At 74.2% G+C, this 18,251-nt stretch carries 17 protein-coding genes; 6 read left to right on the forward strand and 11 right to left on the reverse strand.

The annotated features are described in order from the left end of the window. Position 1: 1 nt before the first annotated feature. Positions 2–1,306 carry an NAD(P)/FAD-dependent oxidoreductase gene (locus tag AB5J51_RS26470; protein WP_369778791.1) on the reverse strand — a complete coding sequence of 435 codons (1,305 nt, stop codon included), beginning with the start codon at positions 1,304–1,306 and terminating at the stop codon, positions 2–4. A gap of 441 nt (positions 1,307–1,747) precedes the next feature. Here AB5J51_RS26470 and AB5J51_RS26475 point away from each other — a divergent pair, with 441 nt between their 5' ends. Beyond that, positions 1,748–2,524 (forward strand): TSUP family transporter, encoded by a 777-nt coding sequence (locus AB5J51_RS26475; RefSeq protein WP_133898110.1) that lies wholly within the window; start codon positions 1,748–1,750, stop codon positions 2,522–2,524. Positions 2,525–2,555: 31 nt separating this feature from the next. On the opposite strand, the gene AB5J51_RS26480 is transcribed toward AB5J51_RS26475, so the two are convergent. The 4 genes from AB5J51_RS26480 to AB5J51_RS26495 all read right to left on the reverse strand — a co-directional run bounded on the left by AB5J51_RS26480 (position 2,556) and on the right by AB5J51_RS26495 (position 6,038). Continuing rightward, a complete protein-coding gene (locus AB5J51_RS26480) occupies positions 2,556–3,176 on the reverse strand; it encodes a class F sortase (protein WP_053785337.1) in 621 nt (206 codons plus the stop codon). Between the two features lie 139 nt (positions 3,177–3,315). Continuing rightward, complete coding sequence (locus tag AB5J51_RS26485) at positions 3,316–3,858, reverse strand: hypothetical protein (protein ID WP_369778792.1); 543 nt, start codon at positions 3,856–3,858, stop codon at positions 3,316–3,318. Between the two features lie 198 nt (positions 3,859–4,056). Then, a complete protein-coding gene (locus AB5J51_RS26490; protein ID WP_369778793.1) occupies positions 4,057–5,331 on the reverse strand; it encodes an ATP-binding protein in 1,275 nt (424 codons plus the stop codon). Next, positions 5,328–6,038, reverse strand: coding sequence for a hypothetical protein (locus AB5J51_RS26495; protein WP_369778794.1), 711 nt, complete (start codon positions 6,036–6,038; stop codon positions 5,328–5,330). The genes AB5J51_RS26490 and AB5J51_RS26495 overlap by 4 nt, the downstream gene beginning before the upstream one ends. Before the next feature lie 240 nt (positions 6,039–6,278). On the opposite strand from AB5J51_RS26495, the gene cutA reads away from it, so the two are divergent. Together cutA and AB5J51_RS26505 are read left to right on the forward strand one after the other, a co-directional pair. Continuing rightward, complete coding sequence (gene cutA / locus AB5J51_RS26500; RefSeq protein WP_369778795.1) at positions 6,279–6,584, forward strand: divalent-cation tolerance protein CutA; 306 nt, start codon at positions 6,279–6,281, stop codon at positions 6,582–6,584. After that, positions 6,581–7,000: a gamma-glutamylcyclotransferase family protein gene (locus AB5J51_RS26505; RefSeq protein WP_053785334.1), complete on the forward strand. Its 420-nt coding sequence runs from the start codon at positions 6,581–6,583 to the stop codon at positions 6,998–7,000. Before cutA ends, AB5J51_RS26505 begins: the two co-directional genes overlap by 4 nt. Positions 7,001–7,011: 11 nt before the next feature. On the opposite strand, the gene dnaG is transcribed toward AB5J51_RS26505, so the two are convergent. The 4 genes from dnaG to AB5J51_RS26525 form a co-directional block, all read right to left on the reverse strand. After that, a complete protein-coding gene (gene dnaG, locus AB5J51_RS26510) occupies positions 7,012–8,928 on the reverse strand; it encodes a DNA primase (RefSeq protein ID WP_053785333.1) in 1,917 nt (638 codons plus the stop codon). 34 nt (positions 8,929–8,962) lie between these two features. Beyond that, positions 8,963–10,237: an NAD(P)/FAD-dependent oxidoreductase gene (locus AB5J51_RS26515; RefSeq protein ID WP_030291370.1), complete on the reverse strand. Its 1,275-nt coding sequence runs from the start codon at positions 10,235–10,237 to the stop codon at positions 8,963–8,965. Between the two features lie 93 nt (positions 10,238–10,330). Then, entirely contained in the window at positions 10,331–11,671 is a 1,341-nt protein-coding gene (locus tag AB5J51_RS26520) for a deoxyguanosinetriphosphate triphosphohydrolase (protein WP_369778796.1), read from the reverse strand. A 65-nt stretch (positions 11,672–11,736) separates the two neighbouring features. After that, the gene (locus AB5J51_RS26525) at positions 11,737–12,483 is read right to left on the reverse strand and encodes a sirohydrochlorin chelatase (protein ID WP_369778797.1); all 747 of its coding nucleotides are present in this window, start codon (positions 12,481–12,483) and stop codon (positions 11,737–11,739) included. 330 nt (positions 12,484–12,813) lie between these two features. Between AB5J51_RS26525 and AB5J51_RS26530 the strand changes: the two genes are divergently transcribed. The 3 genes from AB5J51_RS26530 (at position 12,814) to AB5J51_RS26540 (ending at position 16,627) form a co-directional block, all read left to right on the forward strand. Then, entirely contained in the window at positions 12,814–13,497 is a 684-nt protein-coding gene (locus tag AB5J51_RS26530; RefSeq protein ID WP_053785330.1) for a vancomycin high temperature exclusion protein, read from the forward strand. A 32-nt stretch (positions 13,498–13,529) separates the two neighbouring features. Continuing rightward, positions 13,530–14,339, forward strand: a complete 810-nt coding sequence (locus AB5J51_RS26535; RefSeq protein WP_369778798.1) for a glucose 1-dehydrogenase — start codon at positions 13,530–13,532, stop codon at positions 14,337–14,339. Between the two features lie 209 nt (positions 14,340–14,548). After that, the gene (locus AB5J51_RS26540; RefSeq protein WP_369778799.1) at positions 14,549–16,627 is read left to right on the forward strand and encodes a molybdopterin oxidoreductase family protein; all 2,079 of its coding nucleotides are present in this window, start codon (positions 14,549–14,551) and stop codon (positions 16,625–16,627) included. On the opposite strand, the gene AB5J51_RS26545 is transcribed toward AB5J51_RS26540, so the two are convergent. Together AB5J51_RS26545 and AB5J51_RS26550 are read right to left on the reverse strand one after the other, a co-directional pair. Next, positions 16,593–17,597 (reverse strand): nucleotidyl transferase AbiEii/AbiGii toxin family protein, encoded by a 1,005-nt coding sequence (locus AB5J51_RS26545; protein WP_053785327.1) that lies wholly within the window; start codon positions 17,595–17,597, stop codon positions 16,593–16,595. The genes AB5J51_RS26540 and AB5J51_RS26545 overlap by 35 nt on opposite strands. After that, a complete protein-coding gene (locus AB5J51_RS26550; RefSeq protein WP_369778800.1) occupies positions 17,594–18,196 on the reverse strand; it encodes a hypothetical protein in 603 nt (200 codons plus the stop codon). The genes AB5J51_RS26545 and AB5J51_RS26550 overlap by 4 nt, the downstream gene beginning before the upstream one ends. Between the last annotated feature and the right edge of the window lie 55 nt (positions 18,197–18,251).

The following is an 18,251-nucleotide window of genomic DNA, read 5'->3' on the forward strand; positions in this document are numbered from 1 at the left end:
ATCAGGAGCCTCCGTCGTCGGTGAGCAGGTGGAACAGGTCGGTCAGGTCCTCCTCGTCCTCCCAGCTGCGGGCGAGGGCGCCCACGCTGGAGAGTTCGCCGAGGAGGACGCCGCCGACGAGGCGGTCGCCGCGGACGACGACCTTCCGGTAGGTCCGGCGGGTGGCGTCGGCGAGGCGGACCACGTCGTCGCCGGGGAGCGGCGTGGTCTCGCCGAAGGCGGCGAGGTCGAGGGGGCCCGAGCCGGTGCCGGTGCCTGCGGCGGTGGTGAGGGTGAGGCGGGTGAGGGCGCGGGTTCCGGTGTATGCGGGGGCGGCGAGGGCGGTGCCGGTGGTGCCGGTGAGGCGCGCGGCGAGGGCGTCGGCCTGCTCCAGCGCGGGCCCCGCGAGGCCGTACACCCGGCCGTCGTGCTCGGCGCAGTCGCCGATGGCGTGGATGCGCCGGTCGCTGGTGCGGAGCCCGTCGTCCACGACGATCCCGGTGCGCACCTCGAGCCCGGCGGCGAGCGCGAGCCCGGTCCGGGGCCGCACACCGCAGGCGAGCACGACGACATCGGCGTCGAGCCGGTACCCGTCGGCGAACTCGACCCCGGTGACCTGCCGTCGGCCGGTGTCCTGCGTCGTCGTCAGGCCGCGGACCCGGCATTCCGTGTGGATCTCGATGCCGAGGGCGGTCAGGTGGGTGTGCAGCAGCGCCGAGGCGTCCGCGTCGAGCTGGCGTTCCATCAGCCGTTCGCCCTGCTGGGCCAGGACCACCCGGGCTCCGCGTTCGGCCAGGGCGCGGGCCGCGGAGACGCCGAGGAGGCCGCCGCCGATCACCACCGCGCGCACGCCCTCCCGTACGGCCACGGCAGCCGACAGGGCCAGGCAGTCGTCCATGGTGCGGAACGCGTGCACCCCGTCTGGCAGTTCCCGCCCCTCCGGTTCGAACAGCCCGCGCAGCGGCGGGAGGACCGCGTTGGAGCCCGTGGCCAGGACCAGCGTGTCGTACCGCTCCGTGCTGCCGTCGTCGCAGTGGACCGTCCGGTCGGCGCGGTCGATGCGGACCGCCCGGACACCGCGCCGCAGCACCGGCCCGGGGGCCGGGAGGGCGGTCACCTCCGGTGCGTACCGGCCCGCCAGCACGTCCGCCAGCAGGACCCGGTTGTACGGGACGTGCGACTCCTCGCCGAGGACCGTCACATCCGGCCCCGCAGCGGCACCACCGGCACCGGCATCCGCACCTGCACCCGCGCCCAGCCGCGCAGCGAGCCGCAGGCCCGCGAGGCCGCCGCCGATCACCACCACACGCTGCTGCTCCGATGTCATGGCACGAGCGTGCGCGGCCGCTGTTTCCCCGCCGCATCGCCCCTGTTACCCGGTGGGAACGCGCACCTCAGCGCCCGGGTCAAGGGCCGGTGAGACGTCCCTCAAGGGCGGCTTAAGGATCGGTTCGAGCAGCTCAGCGGCGTTCGGGGGCGCCCTTGGCGTGATCCGCATGCGAGAGGCGGGGGTGCGGGTCAGGGGCGGGATGCCACGGCGACGGTGGCGTGGGCGAGGGGCCGCGCTGGCCTCCGTACCGCCCGCCGGGGCGGCTCGCGGCCGGGCTGGGGCTGGTCAGTGTGCTGGCCGCGACCGTGCTGACGGCGATGGTGGACCCGGCCGCCCCGGCGGCTCCGGACCGGGTGCCGGCCCGGGAAAGCTCAACCTTTGCGCAAGTTTCCGGGGATTGATGGGTCCTGCACCGATCGGCTTCATAGGGTCGGGCGCGTGCCTGACATATCAACGACCATGATCATCGTGCTGTGCGTGGCCGCCGCCGCGGCCGGCTGGATCGACGCGGTGGTGGGCGGCGGCGGGCTGCTGCTCCTGCCCGCCCTGCTCCTCGGCCTGCCGAACGCCCACCCCGCCGCCGTGCTCGGCACGAACAAGGCCGTGGCCATCGTCGGCACCACGGGCGCGGCGGTGACGTACGTGCGCAAGGCCCCGGTGGACGTGAAGCTCGCCGTCCGGATCGGCCTGGCCGCGCTCGCCGGCTCCATGGGTGGTGCCGCGCTGGCCGGCGGGATCAGCAAGGACGCCCTCCGCCCGCTGATCATGGGGGTGCTCGTGGTCGTCGCGGGCGTCGTGATCTTCAAGCCGGGCTTCGGCACCGCCCCCTCGACCGCGCCCGTCAGCCGACAGCGGGTGCTGCTCGCCATCGGGCTCGCCGGCCTCGGCATCGGCTTCTACGACGGGCTCATCGGGCCCGGCACCGGCACCTTCCTCGTGCTCGCCCTCACGGCGCTGCTCCACCTCGACCTGGTCACGGCCTCCGCCACCGCCAAGATCGTCAACTGCTGCACGAACGCCGGGGCGCTCGCGATGTTCGCGTACCAGGGCATGGTGCTGTGGCAGCTGGCCGCGCTGATGGCGGTGTTCAACCTGGCCGGCGGCATGATCGGGGCCCGGATGGCACTGAAGAAGGGGAGCGGGTTCGTCCGCGGTGTGCTGCTGACCGTCGTGGGCGCGCTGGTGGTCAAGCTCGGTCTGGAGCAGTGGGGCTGACCGGTCCCCGATCCCCGCTCCCCGCTCCCCGCTAGTACGTGCCGGTGAGGTGGGCGAAGACGACCACGTTGCCCTGGTAGCCGGTACGGGGCGAGAAGCCGCCGCCGCAGGTGATCACCCGGAGCTCGGCGCGCGGCGAGGGCCCGTACACGCGGGTGTCCGGAAAGCGCTCGGCTTCGTAGACCTCGACCGCATGGACGGTGAACACGGCCGTACGTCCGTCCGCGCGCGGCACCTCGATCGCTGCCCCGCGGTGCAGCGCGCCCAAGTGGTAGAAGACCGCCGGGCCGGCGGCGTGGTCGACGTGCCCGACGACGACGGCCGTGCCGACGGCGCCGGGGGTGGTGCCGTCGCGGTACCAGCCCGCCAGGTCGCGGCGGGCGGGCGGGGGCACCTCGATGCTGCCGTCCGGCCCCAGGCCGAGTCCGGTCAGCGGGGCGTCGACCCGGATGGACGGGATCCGGATCCGGGCCGGCGGCGATCCGGGGAGCGGGGCGATGCTGCCGGGGTAGCCCACCCGGTTGCTCAGCGCCTCTGCGGGGGAAGGCAGCGGGGGCCCGACGGACTGGCCGGATCCGCTGCCGACGAGCCAGATGCCGACGCAGGCGGTGAGCGCGACGAGCCCGCCGCGGCCGGCCTGGCCTCTGCCCATGGGTGCCCCCTGGCTGTGTTCCGGGTCCGTGTTCCGTGTGGCAGGCCGTCGCCCGGCCCCGCGAACGGGGGGACCTCGCGGGGCGGGCGACGGGGGACGGTACCGGTCGGACCGCGGCCGCAGCCGCGGTGGGCGCCCGTCAGCTCCGCGTGCCGCTCGCCCGGCGACGCAGGAGCCAGGTACCGCCGACGGCGGCCGCGGCCAGCACGGCCGCTCCCGCCGTGATCTTGGTGGGGTCGACGGTGGAGGTCGTCCCGCCACCCACCCCCGTGCGGACGTGGCCCTGCGGGCCGCGTTCGGTGACGACCAGATCGCCGGTGGCGAACTTGCCGTCGGCGCAGGTCGCGCCGATGTTGTAGGTGCCGGGGCGAGTGGCGCGGGCGATCTGGAACTGCCCGATGACCACCTCTTTGTGGGTGCCGGGCACCAGCTTGAAGCGGCCGCCGCCGACCGTGGTGGCATCGCCGTCGGCATGACTCCCCGGCCCGCACGCGGTGGTGTTCACGGTGACGCTGGCCCCGGGGGCGGCGGATTTCGGCCACACCTCCAGCTTCGCGAAGTCGCCGGGCGCGAAGCCCGCCGTGCCGAGCTCCGCGGCGGCCACCACGCCGGCGACCGGGCCGGTGAACGCGGCGGCGGTCAGCGTGGCGGCGGTGAGCACATGGGCGGTGCGTCGGCGCATGGGGACTCCTGGAGACGCGGGGTCGTGTTCCCGAGGAAACCCGGCCCGGCCGCGGCCCGCCTGCTGAAGTTCCGTCAGATCGGCCCGGCGGCCCGCCGTTTCCGCAGGTCACGGCGCCTGACTTCGGCCGTCCAGGCGACCCACCCCGTCCGGGTGAGGCCGGACCCGGAGCGGACCCGGCGCGGGCCAGAGCCGGGCTCAGCCCGCAGGCAGCGTCACCGTCGCCGCCGCGCCCGCCGGGGCCGGGTTGGACAGGGTCACCCGCGCCCCGATCACCTGCGCCTGGCCGAACGCGATGGTCAGGCCCAGCCCCGTCCCCTGGCCCCGCTCCGCCGCACCCGTCAGGAACCGCTGCGGCCCCTCCCGCAGCAGCTTCGCCGGGAAGCCCGGACCACGGTCCCGTACGGTCACCGTGTTCCCGCAGACCTCCACCGTGACCGGGTCACCGCCGTGCCGGCGGGCGTTGACCAGCAGGTTCGTCAGGATCCGCTCCAGGCGGCGGACGTCCGTACGAACCGGGGCCGGGCAGTCCGCCCCGACCAGCTCCGCCGCCACCCCCGCCCGCCGCGTGATCGTCGCGACCAGCGGACCCAGCGCGTGCACCCCCAGCTGTGCCTCCTCCCGGCGCGCGTCCAGCCGCGCGACCTCCAGCAGGTCCTCCGTCAGCGTCCGCAGCGCCGCGACCCGGTCCCGGACCAGCTCCGTCGGCCGCCCCGCCGGCAGCAGCTCGGCCGCGGTGTGCAGTCCCGTCAGCGGTGTCCGCAACTCGTGCGCCACATCGGCCGTGAACCGCTGCTCCGCCTCCAGCCGCTGCTGCAGGCTGGCCGCCATCGTGTCGACCGCCGAGGACAGTTCGGCGACCTCGTTCCGGGTTCCCGGCACGCCCGACGCCCCGATGCGCGCGTCCAGTTCGCCTTCGCTGATCCGGCGGGCCGTCTCGGCCGCCGTCCGCAGGTCCTTGCTCAGCCGGCTCGCCAGCAGCGCCCCGCCGATCGCCGCGAGCGTCACGACACCGGCCCCGGAAGCCACCAGCTGCTTGTCCAGATCGGCCAGTTCGGCTTGCTCACCGGCCAACGACCGGCGTACGGACAGCACCTGGTCGCCGCCGACCGGGCGCGCGGCCCACACCGCCGGATCGGACCCGGACAGGTCGAGGTAGGTGGTGCGCTGCCCCGCGAGGGCCGCCCGGCGCAGCGGCCCCGGCAGCCCGGGGCAGTCGATCCACGCATCGGCCTCGCCGACCTTGTCGTCGTCCAGCCGCCCGGTGAGCTCGTACACCTGGCGGACCCGGATCAGCTGCGCGACGGCGCTCTCGCGCGCCGCATCGCCCACCTGCCGGGCCCGCGCCTCGTGGATCAGCACGCCGATGGTCACCGCGACGAGCGCGCAGCCGGCCGCGAGCAGGGCGGAGATCTTCCAGCGCAGGCCGAGGGCCCGCAGGAGTTGGCGGCAGCGGATCAGGCCGGGCCTCACTCACACACCTCCCCGAACCTGTCGGTGCGCTTCGGCCGGGGACCCTGCCCGCTGTCGCAGTCCGCCGGGGACTTGCTGTAGCGCCGCTCGTCACTGACGACCCGCATCCGCTCGCCGTCCCAGTGGTAGCGGACGGCCTGCTCGGAGCCGTCGTCGGCGGCGGTGCGCAACAGCAGGTCGCCGCCGATGGCCTCGGCGGCCGGCCGGCGGCCGACGGTGAAGAGGACGGGGACGATCCGGGTGCCCTCCGCGGTGTACACGGTCAGCGCGGTACGCCCCGTCTGCGCGTCGGCGGCGACGATCAGCTCCGGTTTCCCGTCGCCCGTGAGGTCGCGGTAGAGGGGCGGGCGGATCCCGACCTTGCCGGGCGCGTCGATCCACCCCTTCGCAGCGAACGGCTTCATCTGCTTGTCGGCTCGTACGACGTCCTTCACGTCCACCGAGGGCAGCCCGCCGGGCCCCACCTCCGGCGCGTTCTCCAGCGGCTGCGGCGGGGGCTCGCGGGTGCCGACCGGCTTGCCCGGCGCCGCGGGGGTGGTGTGGTCGGTCCACAGCGGCCAGAGCGACTCGGGCTGCGGCTGGGCCGACACGGGCGGCGCGGGCTCACCGGCACCGAGCCCGCCGGGCGCGGCGCAGCCGCCGGCGGCGAGTGCACAGGTACAGGCGCTCAGGAGGACGGCGGTGAGCTGTCGGGTGGGTCGCTTCATGGGGGGCCAAAGGGGTCTGGGAGAGGACGGACCGACGGTAGACGGCCGTGGTCACGGCCACCGGGAGGTTGTGTAACAGCGGTGCGTACGGTGGAAGGGCGCAGGCAGAATCGGGACCAAAGTCCCGGACCGCGCGCTGTCCGCCGGAACAGAGGGAGGGCTCCTGTGACATCAGTCGATCGGCCATCGCCGCCACAACCGGCACAGCCGGCACCGGATCCGGTGCCCGGGGTGCTCACCGTGCTGACCACGGTCGACTCGGCGGAGGCGGCCGCGGCGCTCGCACGCGGCGCGGTCCAGGCGCGGCTGGCCGCGTGCGCGCAGATCTCCGGGCCGGTGACGTCCGTCTACCACTGGAAGGACGCGCTGGAGACCGCTCAGGAATGGCAGGTGCTGTTCAAGACCACCACGGCCGCGTACCCGGCCCTGGAGGCCCGGCTGACCGCCGATCACCCGTACGACACACCGGAGATCATCGCCACCCCGGTGGTGCGGGGCGGCGCGGACTACCTGGCGTGGGTCGCGAGCGAGGTGACGGCCGGATGACCGCCGAGCTCCCCTTCTTCGTGTACGGGACCCTGCGCCCCGGGGAGGTCAACCACGCCCTGTTCCTGCGGGGCCGGACGGCCGCCGAGGAGCCCGCGCGGCTTCCGGACGCGCTCCTCTACGACGGTCCCGGCTACCCGTACGCCGTCCAGCACCCGGGATCGGAGATCGTCGGCGAGCTGGTCACCCCGGCGCCCGGCACGTACGGGAGGCTCCTGGCCGAACTGGACCGGCTGGAGGAGTACCACGGCCCCGACCGGCCGCTGAACGTCTACGACCGGGTCCGCCGGGACGCGGTCCGCCCGGACGGCACCCGGACCCCCGCGTGGGTCTACCTGGCGGCCCCGCTGCTGGCCCGCCGGCTGCGCGAGTCCGGCACCGAGATACCGGGCGGCGACTGGTTCGGGCGGCGATAGGGGGCAGCGCGTTACAGCCCCTCGGCGCCGCGGTTGCGCAGGCGCTGGCCGTACTGCTGGAGGACCCAGAGCTCCTCCTGGACCGCCGCCAGTTGCTCCGGCGGTGCCTGCGGGCCCAGGCGCGACATGGTGCCCTGGATCTCGTGGACCCGGCGGTCGACCGCGCGCAGCCGGACCTGGACCAGCTGGACCCCCGCGTACACCTCGTCCACCGTCTTGGCGTGGATGGCCTCGACCGCCAGCTCGGTGACGAGCGCGCGGACCGTGTCGTTCGGCGCGGCGTCGCGGACCCGGGCCAAGTAGTCGTCGGTGCCCAGGGAGGCGCCGCCCGCCGCCTGGATGGCCTCGCGGACCGCCGCGTACGGCGGGGCGGTGAACTCGTCCACCCCGTACGCGTCGAAGGCCGGGGAGACCAGGGCCGGCCGCTGCAGCGCCAGCTTGAGCAGCTCGCGCTCGGTGCGGTGCGCCGGGCTGCGCAGGTTCAGCGCCGGTCCGCCCGCCGCCGGGGCGGAGGGCGCCGGCGGCGCCTCGTACGACGCGTGCGAGGACCGGCCGCGGCCCTGCTGCTGGCCGCCGGGCTGGTTGCCCCGCTCCCGCGCCCAGCGCGCCAGCTGTGCGACCCGCTTGACCACGAACTGCTCGTCCCGGATGCCCAGCATCCCCGCCAGCTGGACCGCCGACTCGTGCTGGATCGCGATGTTCTTGATGTTGGCGACGACCGGTGCCGCCTCGTCCAGCGCGGCCGCCCGGCCCGCCGGGTTCTCCAGGTTGTGCCGGGCCACGATGTGCCGCAGCGCGAACTCGAACAGCGGGGTCCGGGCCTCCACCAGCCCGGCCACGGCCGCGTCCCCCTGCGCCAGTCGCAGGTCGCACGGGTCCATGCCGCCAGGGGCGATGGTGATGGAGGTTTCGGCGGCGAACTTCTGGTCGTCCTCGAAGGCGCGCAGCGCGGCCTTCTGGCCGGCCGCGTCGCCGTCGAAGGTGAAGATCACCTCGGCCGTCGCGTTGTCCATCAGCAGGCGGCGCAGGATCTTGATGTGGTCGCCGCCGAAGGCGGTGCCGCAGGTCGCGATCGCGGTCGTGACCCCGGCCATGTGGCAGGCCATCACGTCCGTGTAGCCCTCGACCACCACGGCCCGCGAGGTCTTCGCGATCTCCTTCTTCGCCAGGTCGATGCCGTACAGCACCTGGGACTTCTTGTAGATCGCCGTCTCGGGCGTGTTCAGGTACTTCGGCCCGTTGTCGTCGTCGCGCAGCTTGCGCGCGCCGAAACCGACCACCTCGCCGCTGATGTCGCGGATCGGCCACATCAGCCGGCCGCGGAAGCGGTCGATGGGCTTGCCGCTGCGGCTGTCCTGGGCCAGGCCGGAGGTGATCAGCTCCTTGTCGCTGAAGCCCTTGCCGCGCAGGAAGCGCGTCAGGTGGTCCCAGCCGGCCGGGCTGTACCCGACGCTGAAGTGCTCGGCGGCGGCCTGGTCGAAGCCGCGCTCCGCCAGGAACCTGCGGCCGATCTCCGCCTCGGCGCTGCCCAGCTGCTCGACGTAGAACTGGGCGGCCGCCTTGTGCGCCTCGACGAGCCGGATGCGCTCGCCGCGGCCGCTGGTGCCGGCGGTGTAGCCGCCCTCCTCGTACCGCAGGGTGATGCCGGCCTGTCCGGCGAGGCGCTCGACCGCTTCGGAGAACGACAGGTGGTCGATCTTCATGATGAAGTCGAGGGTGTCCCCGCCCGCCTGGCAGCCGAAGCAGTGGTAGAGACCCTTGCTGGGGCTGACCTGGAAGGACGGGGACTTCTCGTCGTGGAAGGGGCAGAGGCCCTTGAGGTTGCCGCCGCCCGCGTTGCGCAGTTGGAGGTAGTCGGAGACCACGGCGTCGATCGGGACCGCGTCCCGTACCGCCTTCACGTCGTCGTCGTTGATCCGTCCTGCCACCCGTGAAGTCTACGGCCGGACGCCGACAAACCCGTCAGGCCCCCTGGCCCTCCAGCAGGGAGTCAAGCGGAATCGACGGGTCCGCCAGCGCCTCGCGGTTGACCTGCGCCTTCGACCGGATCAGGGCCTGGATGTGCTCGGTGACATCCCACACATTCACGTTCATTCCGGCCAGCACCCGCCCCTCCGACAGCCAGAACGCGATGAACTCCCGCTTGGCCGCGTCGCCGCGGATCAGCACCTGGTCGTAGCCGCCCACCGGGGCGTACCCCGAGTACTCCAGGCCCACGTCGTACTGGTCGGAGAAGAAGTACGGCACCCGGTCGTACGACACCTCCTGCCCCAGCATCGCCCGCGCCGCGGCAGGGCCGCCGTTGAGCGCGTTCGCCCAGTGCTCGACCCGCAGCCGGGTCCCGAGCAGCGGGTGGTGCGCGGCGGCCACGTCCCCGACGGCGAACACGTTCGGGTCGTTGGTCCGCAGCGAGGCGTCCACGGCGATGCCGCCGCCGTGCTGCCGGTCGACCAGGGCCAGCCCGGAGGTCTCGGCGAGCGCGGTCCGCGGGGCGGCCCCGATCGCCGCGAGCACGGCGTGCGCGGGGTGCTCCTCCCCGTCGTCGGTCCGGGCGGCGAGCACCATGCCGTCGTGCCCGACGATCTCGGTGAGCCGCGAACCGAAGTGGAAGCGGACCCCGTGCTCCGCGTGCAGGTCGCCGAACAGCCGGCCGATCTCCGGGCCGAGCACCGCGTGCAGCGGGGTGGCCAGCGGCTCGATCACGGTGACCTCGGCCCCGTACCCGCGGGCCGCGGCGGCGACCTCCAGGCCGATCCAGCCGGCCCCCGCGATCAGCAGATGGCCGTTGTCCCGGCCGAGGGTGGCCAGTACGCCCTTCAGCCGCTCGGCGTGGGCGAGCCGGCGCAGGTGGTGCACCCCGGCAAGGCCCGTGCCCGGGATGTCGAGGCGGCGAGGCTCGGCCCCGGTGGCCAGCAGCAGCTTGTCGTAGTGCAGCGCCGTGCCGTCGCCGAGGACGACCTTCCTGGCCTCCCGGTCCAGGTGGACCGCGGGCTGGCCGAGGTGCAGCTCGACGTCGGCCCGGGCGTACCAGGACGGCTCGTGGACGAAGACGCTGTCGCGCTCCTCCTTGCCCTGGAGGTACCCCTTGGACAGCGGGGGCCGTTCGTAGGGATGGTCGCGCTCGTCGCCGATCAGGATCACCCGCCCCGTGAACCCCTCGGACCTCAGCGTCTCGGCCGCCTTAGCTCCGGCAAGCCCTGCGCCGACGATGACGAATGTCCGGTGTGCGTCGACCACCTGATGCCTCCTCATAACCTCTCCGCCACATGCGACCACATGCGAGCGTCCCGCACTGAGCCTGTCGCGTGAAGGGGGAATGGCCCGATCGGCTCACCCTTCGGACCGGCGCGTGCGCCGTGTGAGCCGGGCGTGCAGGGAGCGCGCAGAGGCGTCCGTGAGCGCCGCGATCTGGTCGATGACCGCGCGTTTGCGGGCCTTGTCGTCGGGCGCGGCGTCGAAGATCGCCCGGAACTGCGGGTCCAGTCCCTCGGGTGCGCGGGCGCTGAGTGCCTCGGCGAGTTCGGCCAGGACGATGCGCTGGTCGGCGCGCAGCCGCTCCTGCTCGTCGCGCTGCATCACGTACAGGTCGGCGACGGCCTTGAGGACCGCGCACTCGTTGCGCGCCTCGCGCGGGACGACCAGCTCGGCCGCGTACCGGGTCAGCCGGCCGGAGCCGTACGCCTCGCGGGTGGCGCCCTCGGCGGCCAGGCAGAACCGGCCGATCAGCTGGCTGGTGGCGTCCTTGAGACGGGCCTGGGCGACGGCCGATCCGTCGTACCCGTGCGGCCACCACTCCTGCTCCATCAGCCGGTCGAGGGCCTCGCGCAGCTCCTCCGGCTCGGTGTCGGCCGGCACGTACCGGCCGATCGCCACCCGCCAGATGGCCGTGCGCTCGGGTTCGGCGAAGAGGAGGTTGGGGTCGAGGTGCCCGGCGTGCAGGCCGTCCTCGAAGTCGTGGACCGAGTACGCGACGTCGTCCGACCAGTCCATCACCTGGGCCTCGAAGCACTTGCGGTCCGCGGGCGCGCCGCGCCGCAGCCACTCGAAGACCGGCAGGTCGTCCTCGTACGCGCCGAACTTGACCGAGTCGGGGTCGGTCGGGTGGCCGCCGCGGGCCCACGGGTACTTGGTGGCGGCGTCCAGGCAGGCCCGGGTGAGGTTGAGCCCGACGCTGACGGGCTCGCCGCCGGCCGGGCCGGACACGAACCGCTTCGGCTCCAGGCGGGTCAGCAGGCGCAGCGACTGGGCGTTGCCCTCGAAGCCGCCGCAGTCCTTGGCGAACTCGTTCAGCGCCTCCTCACCGTTGTGCCCGAAGGGCGGGTGGCCCGTGTCGTGCGAGAGGCAGGCGGCCTCGACGAGGTCGGGATCGCAGCCGAGGGCCGCGCCGAGCTCGCGGCCGACCTGGGCGCACTCCAGGGAGTGCGTCAGCCGGGTGCGGGGGCTGGCGTCCCAGTCGTACGAGCGGCTGCCGGGGGTGACCACCTGGGTCTTCCCGGCGAGGCGGCGCAGCGCCGCGGAGTGCAGGACCCGGGCCCGGTCGCGCTGGAAGGCGGTGCGGCCGGGCCGTTTGTCGGGCTCGGCGGCCCAGCGCTCGGTGTCGGACGCGTCGTAAGGGCCGTTCGGGTCGAGGTGGCGGACGGGTGCGCTGGCGGTGCCTTCCATGCCTTCCATGCTCAGACGGTAACCGGAAGCACCGACAATGCGACCAATCTGAGCAATCCGCGCCAACGCGGTCTTTATGCAGTGGCCAGTTTCAGGGCGGCCGGGGAGGCCATGGCGGCCAGGGAGCTCCGCTGCCGGACCAGGGCCTCGTCGTAGCGCTGGAGTACGAGGCGGGCCAGGGCCGGGTGGTCGCCGAGCGGGGCGGCCGCCGGGCCCGGCGTGGCGGCGGCGCTCTGCGCGGCGAAGCGGCCGGGGGCCGTGAAGTACGAGGCCACCGCGATCCGGTGGTGGCCGCGGGCGGCGAGGGCGCGGACGGCGTCGGGGACGGCGGGCGCAGCGGCGGAGGCGTAGGCCGGTACGACGGGCGCGCCGCCGAGGCGCTCGGAGAGCAGGGCGGCGGTGCGGCGGGTGTCGGCCGCCGAGTCGGGGTCGCGGGAGCCGGCGGCGGCGAGGACGACGGCCGTACTCGCGCCGGGGGACCAGCCGGCCTCGGCGAGGCGCTCGTACAGGGCCTCGACCAGCAGCGGATGCGGGCCGAGCGGGGCGGCGACGCAGGTGTCGAGGTGGGCGGCGCGGGCGGCCGCTGCGGGGAGGTCCCGCTTGACGTGGTGGCCGCGGCCGAGGAGCAGCGGGACGAGCACGGCCGCGCCGGTGGTGTCCTCGAGGGTCTCGCCGAGGAGCGGCCGGTTCAGCTCGACGTGTCCGAGCCGGACGTCGAGGCGGGGGCGGAGCTCGCGGATCCGGTCGAGGAGGGCCAGGACGGTGGGGAGGGCGCGGGGGTCGCGGCTGCCGTGGGCGACGGCGACGAGGGTGGGCTGCATGGGCGGACTCCGTCGGACCGGCCCCCCGAGGTGTGCCATGGGCGCAGTCCGCTGAGCTGCATGCCGAGTTGGGTGGTGATCCGGGTCAGCAGCTCAGTGGCCGTGGCGGGGGGAAAGGGGAGGGACAGGGACTCGGGAGGGTGCACCAGCTCCGTCATGAACCGATCCTGCGGGCCGCAGGTTGCGTGGGCGTTGCGCGGGGGTGACGGGTGTTTTCCGGGTGCTCACCCGCTCATTCGTCCGAGTGAAAGGCGGGGGAGGGGGAACTGGGGGCCGGGCGTAGATCGTCAATGTGTGCGAACGACGTGTGGTGCAACGGGGGGATCGACCATGAAGCTGAAGCTGGTTCCGGGCTGGACGAGGACGGTGGCGGGGCGGCGGCGGGCCGTTCAGACGGTGGTCGCCGGCTGCGTGCTGCTCCTGCTGCCCTCGGCATGGACGCATGCGGCGGCCGCGGACCGGCTGCGGAGCACGGCCGATGCGCCGGCCGCCGAGGTGGCGGTGGTGTTCGGGGCGGGGCTGTGGAACGGGCGGCCGACCCCGTATCTGGCCAGACGGCTCGATGCGGCGGCCGAGCTGTACCGGACCGGCAAGGCCAAGGTCGTGCTCGTCACCGGGGACAACAGCCGCACCGAGTACGACGAGCCCGACGCGATGCGCACGTACCTGACCGCCCACGGGGTGCCGGGCGACCGCATCGTCAGCGACTACGCCGGCTTCGACACCTGGGACTCCTGTGTCCGGGCGAAGGAGATCTTCGGGGTGAAGCGGGCCGTGCTGATCAGTCAGGGCTTCCACATACGCCGGGCCGTCGCGCTGTGCGATGCGGCGGGCGTGGAGGCGTACGGGGTCGGGGTGGATGACGAGCACGATGCGACCTGGTACTACGGCGGCACGCGCGAGGTCTTCGCGGCGGGCAAGGCGGCGATCGACGCGGTGTTCAAGCCGGAACCGCGGTTCATGGGGCCGAAGGAACCGGGGGTGTCGCGGGCCCTGGGTGCTCCGGCAAACTGACGCGCCGTCGGCTCTCTATGCCGAATGGTCATATGCGAGTGTGTCCGTCTCACCGTCAGGGGTGTGGAACCGTGGCTGTTGTGGATCTGAGCGGCAAGGCCGTCGTCATCACCGGGGGAGCCCGGGGGCTGGGCGCGGCGGCGGCGCAGGCCGTCGTGGAAGGCGGCGGCAGCGTGCTGATCACCGACGTGCTGGAGGCGGAGGGCGCGCAGACGGCCGAGAAGCTGGGTGGCGCGGCGCGGTTCCTGCGGCACGACGTCACGAGCGAGGCCGACTGGCAGGCCGCCCTCGACCACGCCGTGGCCGAGTTCGGCCGGATGGACGGGCTCGTGAACAACGCCGGCATACCCACCGGGCAGCTCCTGGAGCACGAGAGCGTCGAACACTTCCGCCAGGTCGTCGAGATCAACCTGGTCGGCACCTTCATCGGCATGAAGACCGCGATACCGCTGCTGCGGGCGAACGGCGGCGGCTGCATCGTCAACATCTCGTCCGCGGCAGGGCTCACCGGCCTGGCGCTCACCGCGGGGTACGGGGCCTCCAAGTGGGGCGTGCGCGGCCTGTCGAAGATCGGCGCGGTCGAGCTCGCCGAGGCGGGGATCCGGGTCAACTCGGTACACCCGGGCATGACGCTGACCCCGATGACCGCCCCGGTCGGCATCCGGCCCGGCGAGGGCAACTTCCCCGGCGCCCCGATGGGCCGCGTCGGCGCCCCGGAGGAGATAGCCCCGGCGGTCGCCTTCCTCCTCTCCGACGCCGCCGCGTACATGACGGGCGCCGAACTCGCGGTGGACGGCGGCTGGACCGCCGGACTGACCGTCCGGAACCTCACCGGCCAGTAGCACCGGCCCCGGCCACTAGCACCTGCCCTGGCCCTGGCCGCGCGTCGGCGGCTCCGGCCGGGCGTCGGTGGGCCTCGACCGGGTGCCGGCCGCCTGCACGGGCGTCCGGCGGGCCTCACCGGGCCGGCCGGTCCGCGCTGAGGTGCCCGTACGGGAGGTGTAACCGGAGGCGGCGGCCCGCGTAACACCGCCGCCGCAGGCTGGGCCGTATGCACACCCCGGACTCCGCCACCGCCACGCACTGCCCGTACTGCGCGCTGCAGTGCGGGATGAACCTCCGCCCTGAGCCGGGCGGCGCGAGCGTCGTGGTGGAGGAGAGGGAGGATTTCCCCGTGAACCGGGGTGCGCTGTGCGGCAAGGGGCGCACCGCCCCCGCCGTGCTCTCCTCCCGGGTGCGCCTGACCGGGCCGCTCGTCCGCACCCACGCCGGACGGCTGGAGCCGGCCACCTGGGAGGAGGCCCTCGACACCGTCGCCGAGGGCCTCGCCCGCTCGGGCCGTACGCACGGGCCCGACGCAGTGGGGGTGTTCGGCGGCGGCGGGCTGACCAACGAGAAGGCCTACGCGCTCGGCAAGTTCGCCCGGGTCGCCCTGCGGACCTCGCAGATCGACTACAACGGCCGCTTCTGCATGTCCTCGGCCGCAGCCGCCCACCAGCGGGCCTTCGGACTGGACCGCGGACTCCCCTTCCCCCTGGAGGACATCCCGCGGACCGGCTGCGTCATCCTCGTCGGCTCGAACCTGGCCGAGACCATGCCGCCCGCCCTGCGCTACCTCACCGAGCTCAAGGCGAACGGCGGCACGCTGATCGTCATCGACCCGCGCCGGACCCGCACCGCCGAACAGGCCGACCTGCACCTCGCCCCCCGCCCCGGGACGGACCTCGCCCTCGCGCTGGGCCTGCTGCACCTGGTCGTCGCCGAAGGCCGCACCGACGAGGAGTTCATCGCCGAGCGGACCACCGGCTGGGAGGAGGCCCGGGCCGCGGCGATGGCGCACTGGCCGGAGCTGGTGGAGCGGATCACCGGCGTGCCCGTCCCGAAACTCCGCGAGGCGGTCTCCCTGTTCTGCGCGCCGTCCTCCGCGATGGTCCTGACCGCCCGCGGACCCGAGCAGCAGTTCAAGGGCACCGACACCGTCGGCGCGTGGATCAACCTGTGCCTGGCCACCGGCCGCGCCGGCCGCCCGCTCTCCGGGTACGGCTGCCTCACCGGCCAGGGCAACGGCCAGGGCGGCCGCGAACACGGCCAGAAGGCCGACCAGCTCCCCGGCTACCGCAAGCTCACCGACCCCGCGGCGCGGGCGCACGTCGCCGAGGTCTGGGGCGTCGACCCCGACAGCCTGCCCGCCCCGGGCCGCAGTGCGTACGAACTCCTCGACGCCCTCGGCACGGAGGTGAAGGCCCTCCTCCTCATGGGCTCCAACCCGGTGGTCTCGGCCCCCCGCGCCGCCCACATCGAGGACCGCATCCGCTCCCTGGACTTCCTGGCGGTGGCGGACGTGGTCCTCTCCGAGACGGCGGCCCTCGCCGACGTGGTCCTCCCCGTCACCCAGTGGGCGGAGGAGACCGGCACCACCACCAACCTGGAGGGCCGCGTCCTGCTGCGCCGCCGCGCCCTGACCCCGCCGCCGGGGGTGCGCACCGACCTGGAGGTCCTGCACGGGCTGGCCGCCCGCCTCGGCATCGAGAAGGGTTTCCCCACCGCCCCCGAGGAGGTCTTCGAGGAGCTCCGCCGTGCCTCGGCCGGCGGCCCCGCGGACTACTCGGGCATCTCCTACGCCCGTATCGAGGCCGAACAGGGCGTCTTCTGGCCCTGCCCGGACGATGCCCACGCCGGCACCCCGCGGCTCTTCCTGGACCGCTTCGCCACCGACGACGGCCGGGCCCGCTTCGTCCCCGTCTCCCACCGCGATGCGGCCGAGATCCCCGACGCCGAGTACCCCGTCCTGCTCACCACCGGCCGCGTGGTCGCCCAGTACCAGTCGGGCGCCCAGACCCGCCGCGTGGACGAGCTCAACGCGGCCGCCCCCGGGCCCTTCGTGGAACTCCACCCGCGCCTGGCGTCCCGTATCGGCGCGGTCGAGGGGGCCCCGCTCGCGGTCGTCTCCCGCCGCGGCCGCGCGGTGGCCCCGGCCCGCATCACGGACACCATCCGCGCGGACACGGTCTTCATGCCGTTCCACTGGCCGGGCGAGGGCCGCGCCAACTCCCTGACCAACCCTGCCCTCGACCCGGTGTCCCGGATGCCGGAGTTCAAGGTCTGCGCGGTCCGCGTCGAGCCGGCCTGACCGCCGGCCGGCTCCGCCGGTCGAACGTCGGCGCCAGCGCGGCCAGCAGCCGCTCGGCGTGGGACGCGGCGGAGCCGGAGATCCCCGGGTAGTCCGCCCGGAAGGCCTCCCAGTCGGCCCACTTGACCTCGGAGAAGGCCTCCAGCGTCAGCGGGGTGTCCCAGGGTGCCTTCGGCGGGAAGTACTCGCCCGACTCCCGGAAGACCGTGTGGATCAGCTCGTACGGGGCCGTGCAGCGTTCGGCGAGCAGGACCGCGTCGTAGAGGTCCTTGCCCTGCGGGTACATGTCCGTGGCCAGCCAGACCAGCTTCCAGGCCAGCGACAGCTCCGGCGTCGCCGCCCGCAGGCGCACGCCCGCGACATCGGCCGGCTCCGCCTCCGCAGGGAGTCGCTCGTTGAAGACGAAGTCCAGCTGGACCTGGCCCCCGGGCAGCCCCGGGGCGGACCAGGGCAGGACCAGGCGGCGCCCGGGAACCCGCTCGTACGTCCAGATGTCCTCGGAGACCGCCGCGCCGGCCGGGATCACCAGCCCGCCCTGCTCGGAGGCGGCCCGCTCGGCCGCCTCCGCGACGGCCGCCAGCATCTGCTCCGTGCGCGGTTCCTCGATCGCCCAGTCCCGGGGGACCACCACGAAGTCCAGGTCGTGCGGCTCCCGGGCCGCCGCTCCGAACCAGCCCGCCATGAGCATGCTGCCGCGCAGGACCAGCGAGTCCGCCCAGCCAGACCGGGCGACGCCCCGCGCCACCACGTCGAGCGCGGTCCGGCGGGCGGCCCGCCAGGCGGGGCGCAGCGCACCGTCCACGGCCGAGTCCGTGATCCGGTAGCCGTCCGCGAAGTGCTTGAGCGCCGGGTCGAAGACCCGGGCCTCGGGGGCCGCCGTGTCCAGGCCGGCCGTGGACGTGCGCGGCAGGTCGTACTGGCGTCGCCTCCACTCGTCCCCGGCCGCGTCCTGCACGCTCGTCGCGGTCATGTCGCCACCCCTTCACCGATCCAGCCGTCGTCCACCGACAGGTTGCTGTCGTACAGCACGAACTCCCGCTCCTCCGAGCGGATTTCGTACCCCGTCGAGCCGAGCGCAGCGGCCAGCGCGTCGCACGCCGCCGTCGCGCCCGCCGCCGTGCCCCGCCACCGCTGGGTCACGAACCGCTCGTGCGCGCCCCCGGCCAGGATCCGGCGGGCGTTCCAGGACAGGTGCGCCCCGTGCGGGGTCACCAGGGCCTCCAGGGCGGGCCGGTCGAAGTCCGCCGGCAGGAGCAGCTTCAGGTGGTGCTCGAAGTAGCCGCCGCCGGGGCCCGGGCGGTCCGTGGTCCAGGGGACCGTCTCCACCTTGACCCGCACCGGGTCGAAGCCCGCCGCCCGCAGCCGGGGCACCAGGGCCTCGTGGCCGTCGCGGTCCCGCAGGGTCAGCATCGGCTGGGACACCATCCGGCCCCGGGCCAGCAGGATGTGCGTCACCTTCAACCCCCGTCCCCCGGCCCACGCTTCGAGTCGCGCGAGCTCAGCCGGGTCGGGGCAGCGCACGGTCACGTGGGTTTCGTACTCGGACATGGCATCGATCTTCTCGGACATGCGTCCGATCCGCATCGGGATTCCCGGCGGGGGGTAACCATCCGGTCACGCACCG

This window comes from Streptomyces sp. R33, assembly GCF_041200175.1.
In the GTDB taxonomy this organism is placed as follows: domain Bacteria; phylum Actinomycetota; class Actinomycetes; order Streptomycetales; family Streptomycetaceae; genus Streptomyces; species Streptomyces katrae_B.

What these genes read in the sequence shown, in the direction of transcription:
- AB5J51_RS26470 (WP_369778791.1), bottom strand. Translation starts at nt 1,306, where the DNA reads ATGACATCGGAGCAGCAGCGTGTGGTGGTGATCGGCGGCGGCCTCGCG.
- AB5J51_RS26480 (WP_053785337.1), bottom strand. Translation starts at nt 3,176, where the DNA reads ATGGGCAGAGGCCAGGCCGGCCGCGGCGGGCTCGTCGCGCTCACCGCC.
- AB5J51_RS26485 (WP_369778792.1), bottom strand. Translation starts at nt 3,858, where the DNA reads ATGCGCCGACGCACCGCCCATGTGCTCACCGCCGCCACGCTGACCGCC.
- AB5J51_RS26495 (WP_369778794.1), bottom strand. Translation starts at nt 6,038, where the DNA reads ATGAAGCGACCCACCCGACAGCTCACCGCCGTCCTCCTGAGCGCCTGT.
- AB5J51_RS26505 (WP_053785334.1), top strand. Translation starts at nt 6,581, where the DNA reads ATGACCGCCGAGCTCCCCTTCTTCGTGTACGGGACCCTGCGCCCCGGG.
- AB5J51_RS26520 (WP_369778796.1), bottom strand. Translation starts at nt 11,671, where the DNA reads ATGGAAGGCATGGAAGGCACCGCCAGCGCACCCGTCCGCCACCTCGAC.
- AB5J51_RS26525 (WP_369778797.1), bottom strand. Translation starts at nt 12,483, where the DNA reads ATGCAGCCCACCCTCGTCGCCGTCGCCCACGGCAGCCGCGACCCCCGC.
- AB5J51_RS26530 (WP_053785330.1), top strand. Translation starts at nt 12,814, where the DNA reads ATGAAGCTGAAGCTGGTTCCGGGCTGGACGAGGACGGTGGCGGGGCGG.
- AB5J51_RS26535 (WP_369778798.1), top strand. Translation starts at nt 13,530, where the DNA reads ATGCGAGTGTGTCCGTCTCACCGTCAGGGGTGTGGAACCGTGGCTGTT.
- AB5J51_RS26540 (WP_369778799.1), top strand. Translation starts at nt 14,549, where the DNA reads ATGCACACCCCGGACTCCGCCACCGCCACGCACTGCCCGTACTGCGCG.
- AB5J51_RS26545 (WP_053785327.1), bottom strand. Translation starts at nt 17,597, where the DNA reads ATGACCGCGACGAGCGTGCAGGACGCGGCCGGGGACGAGTGGAGGCGA.
- AB5J51_RS26550 (WP_369778800.1), bottom strand. Translation starts at nt 18,196, where the DNA reads ATGTCCGAGAAGATCGATGCCATGTCCGAGTACGAAACCCACGTGACC.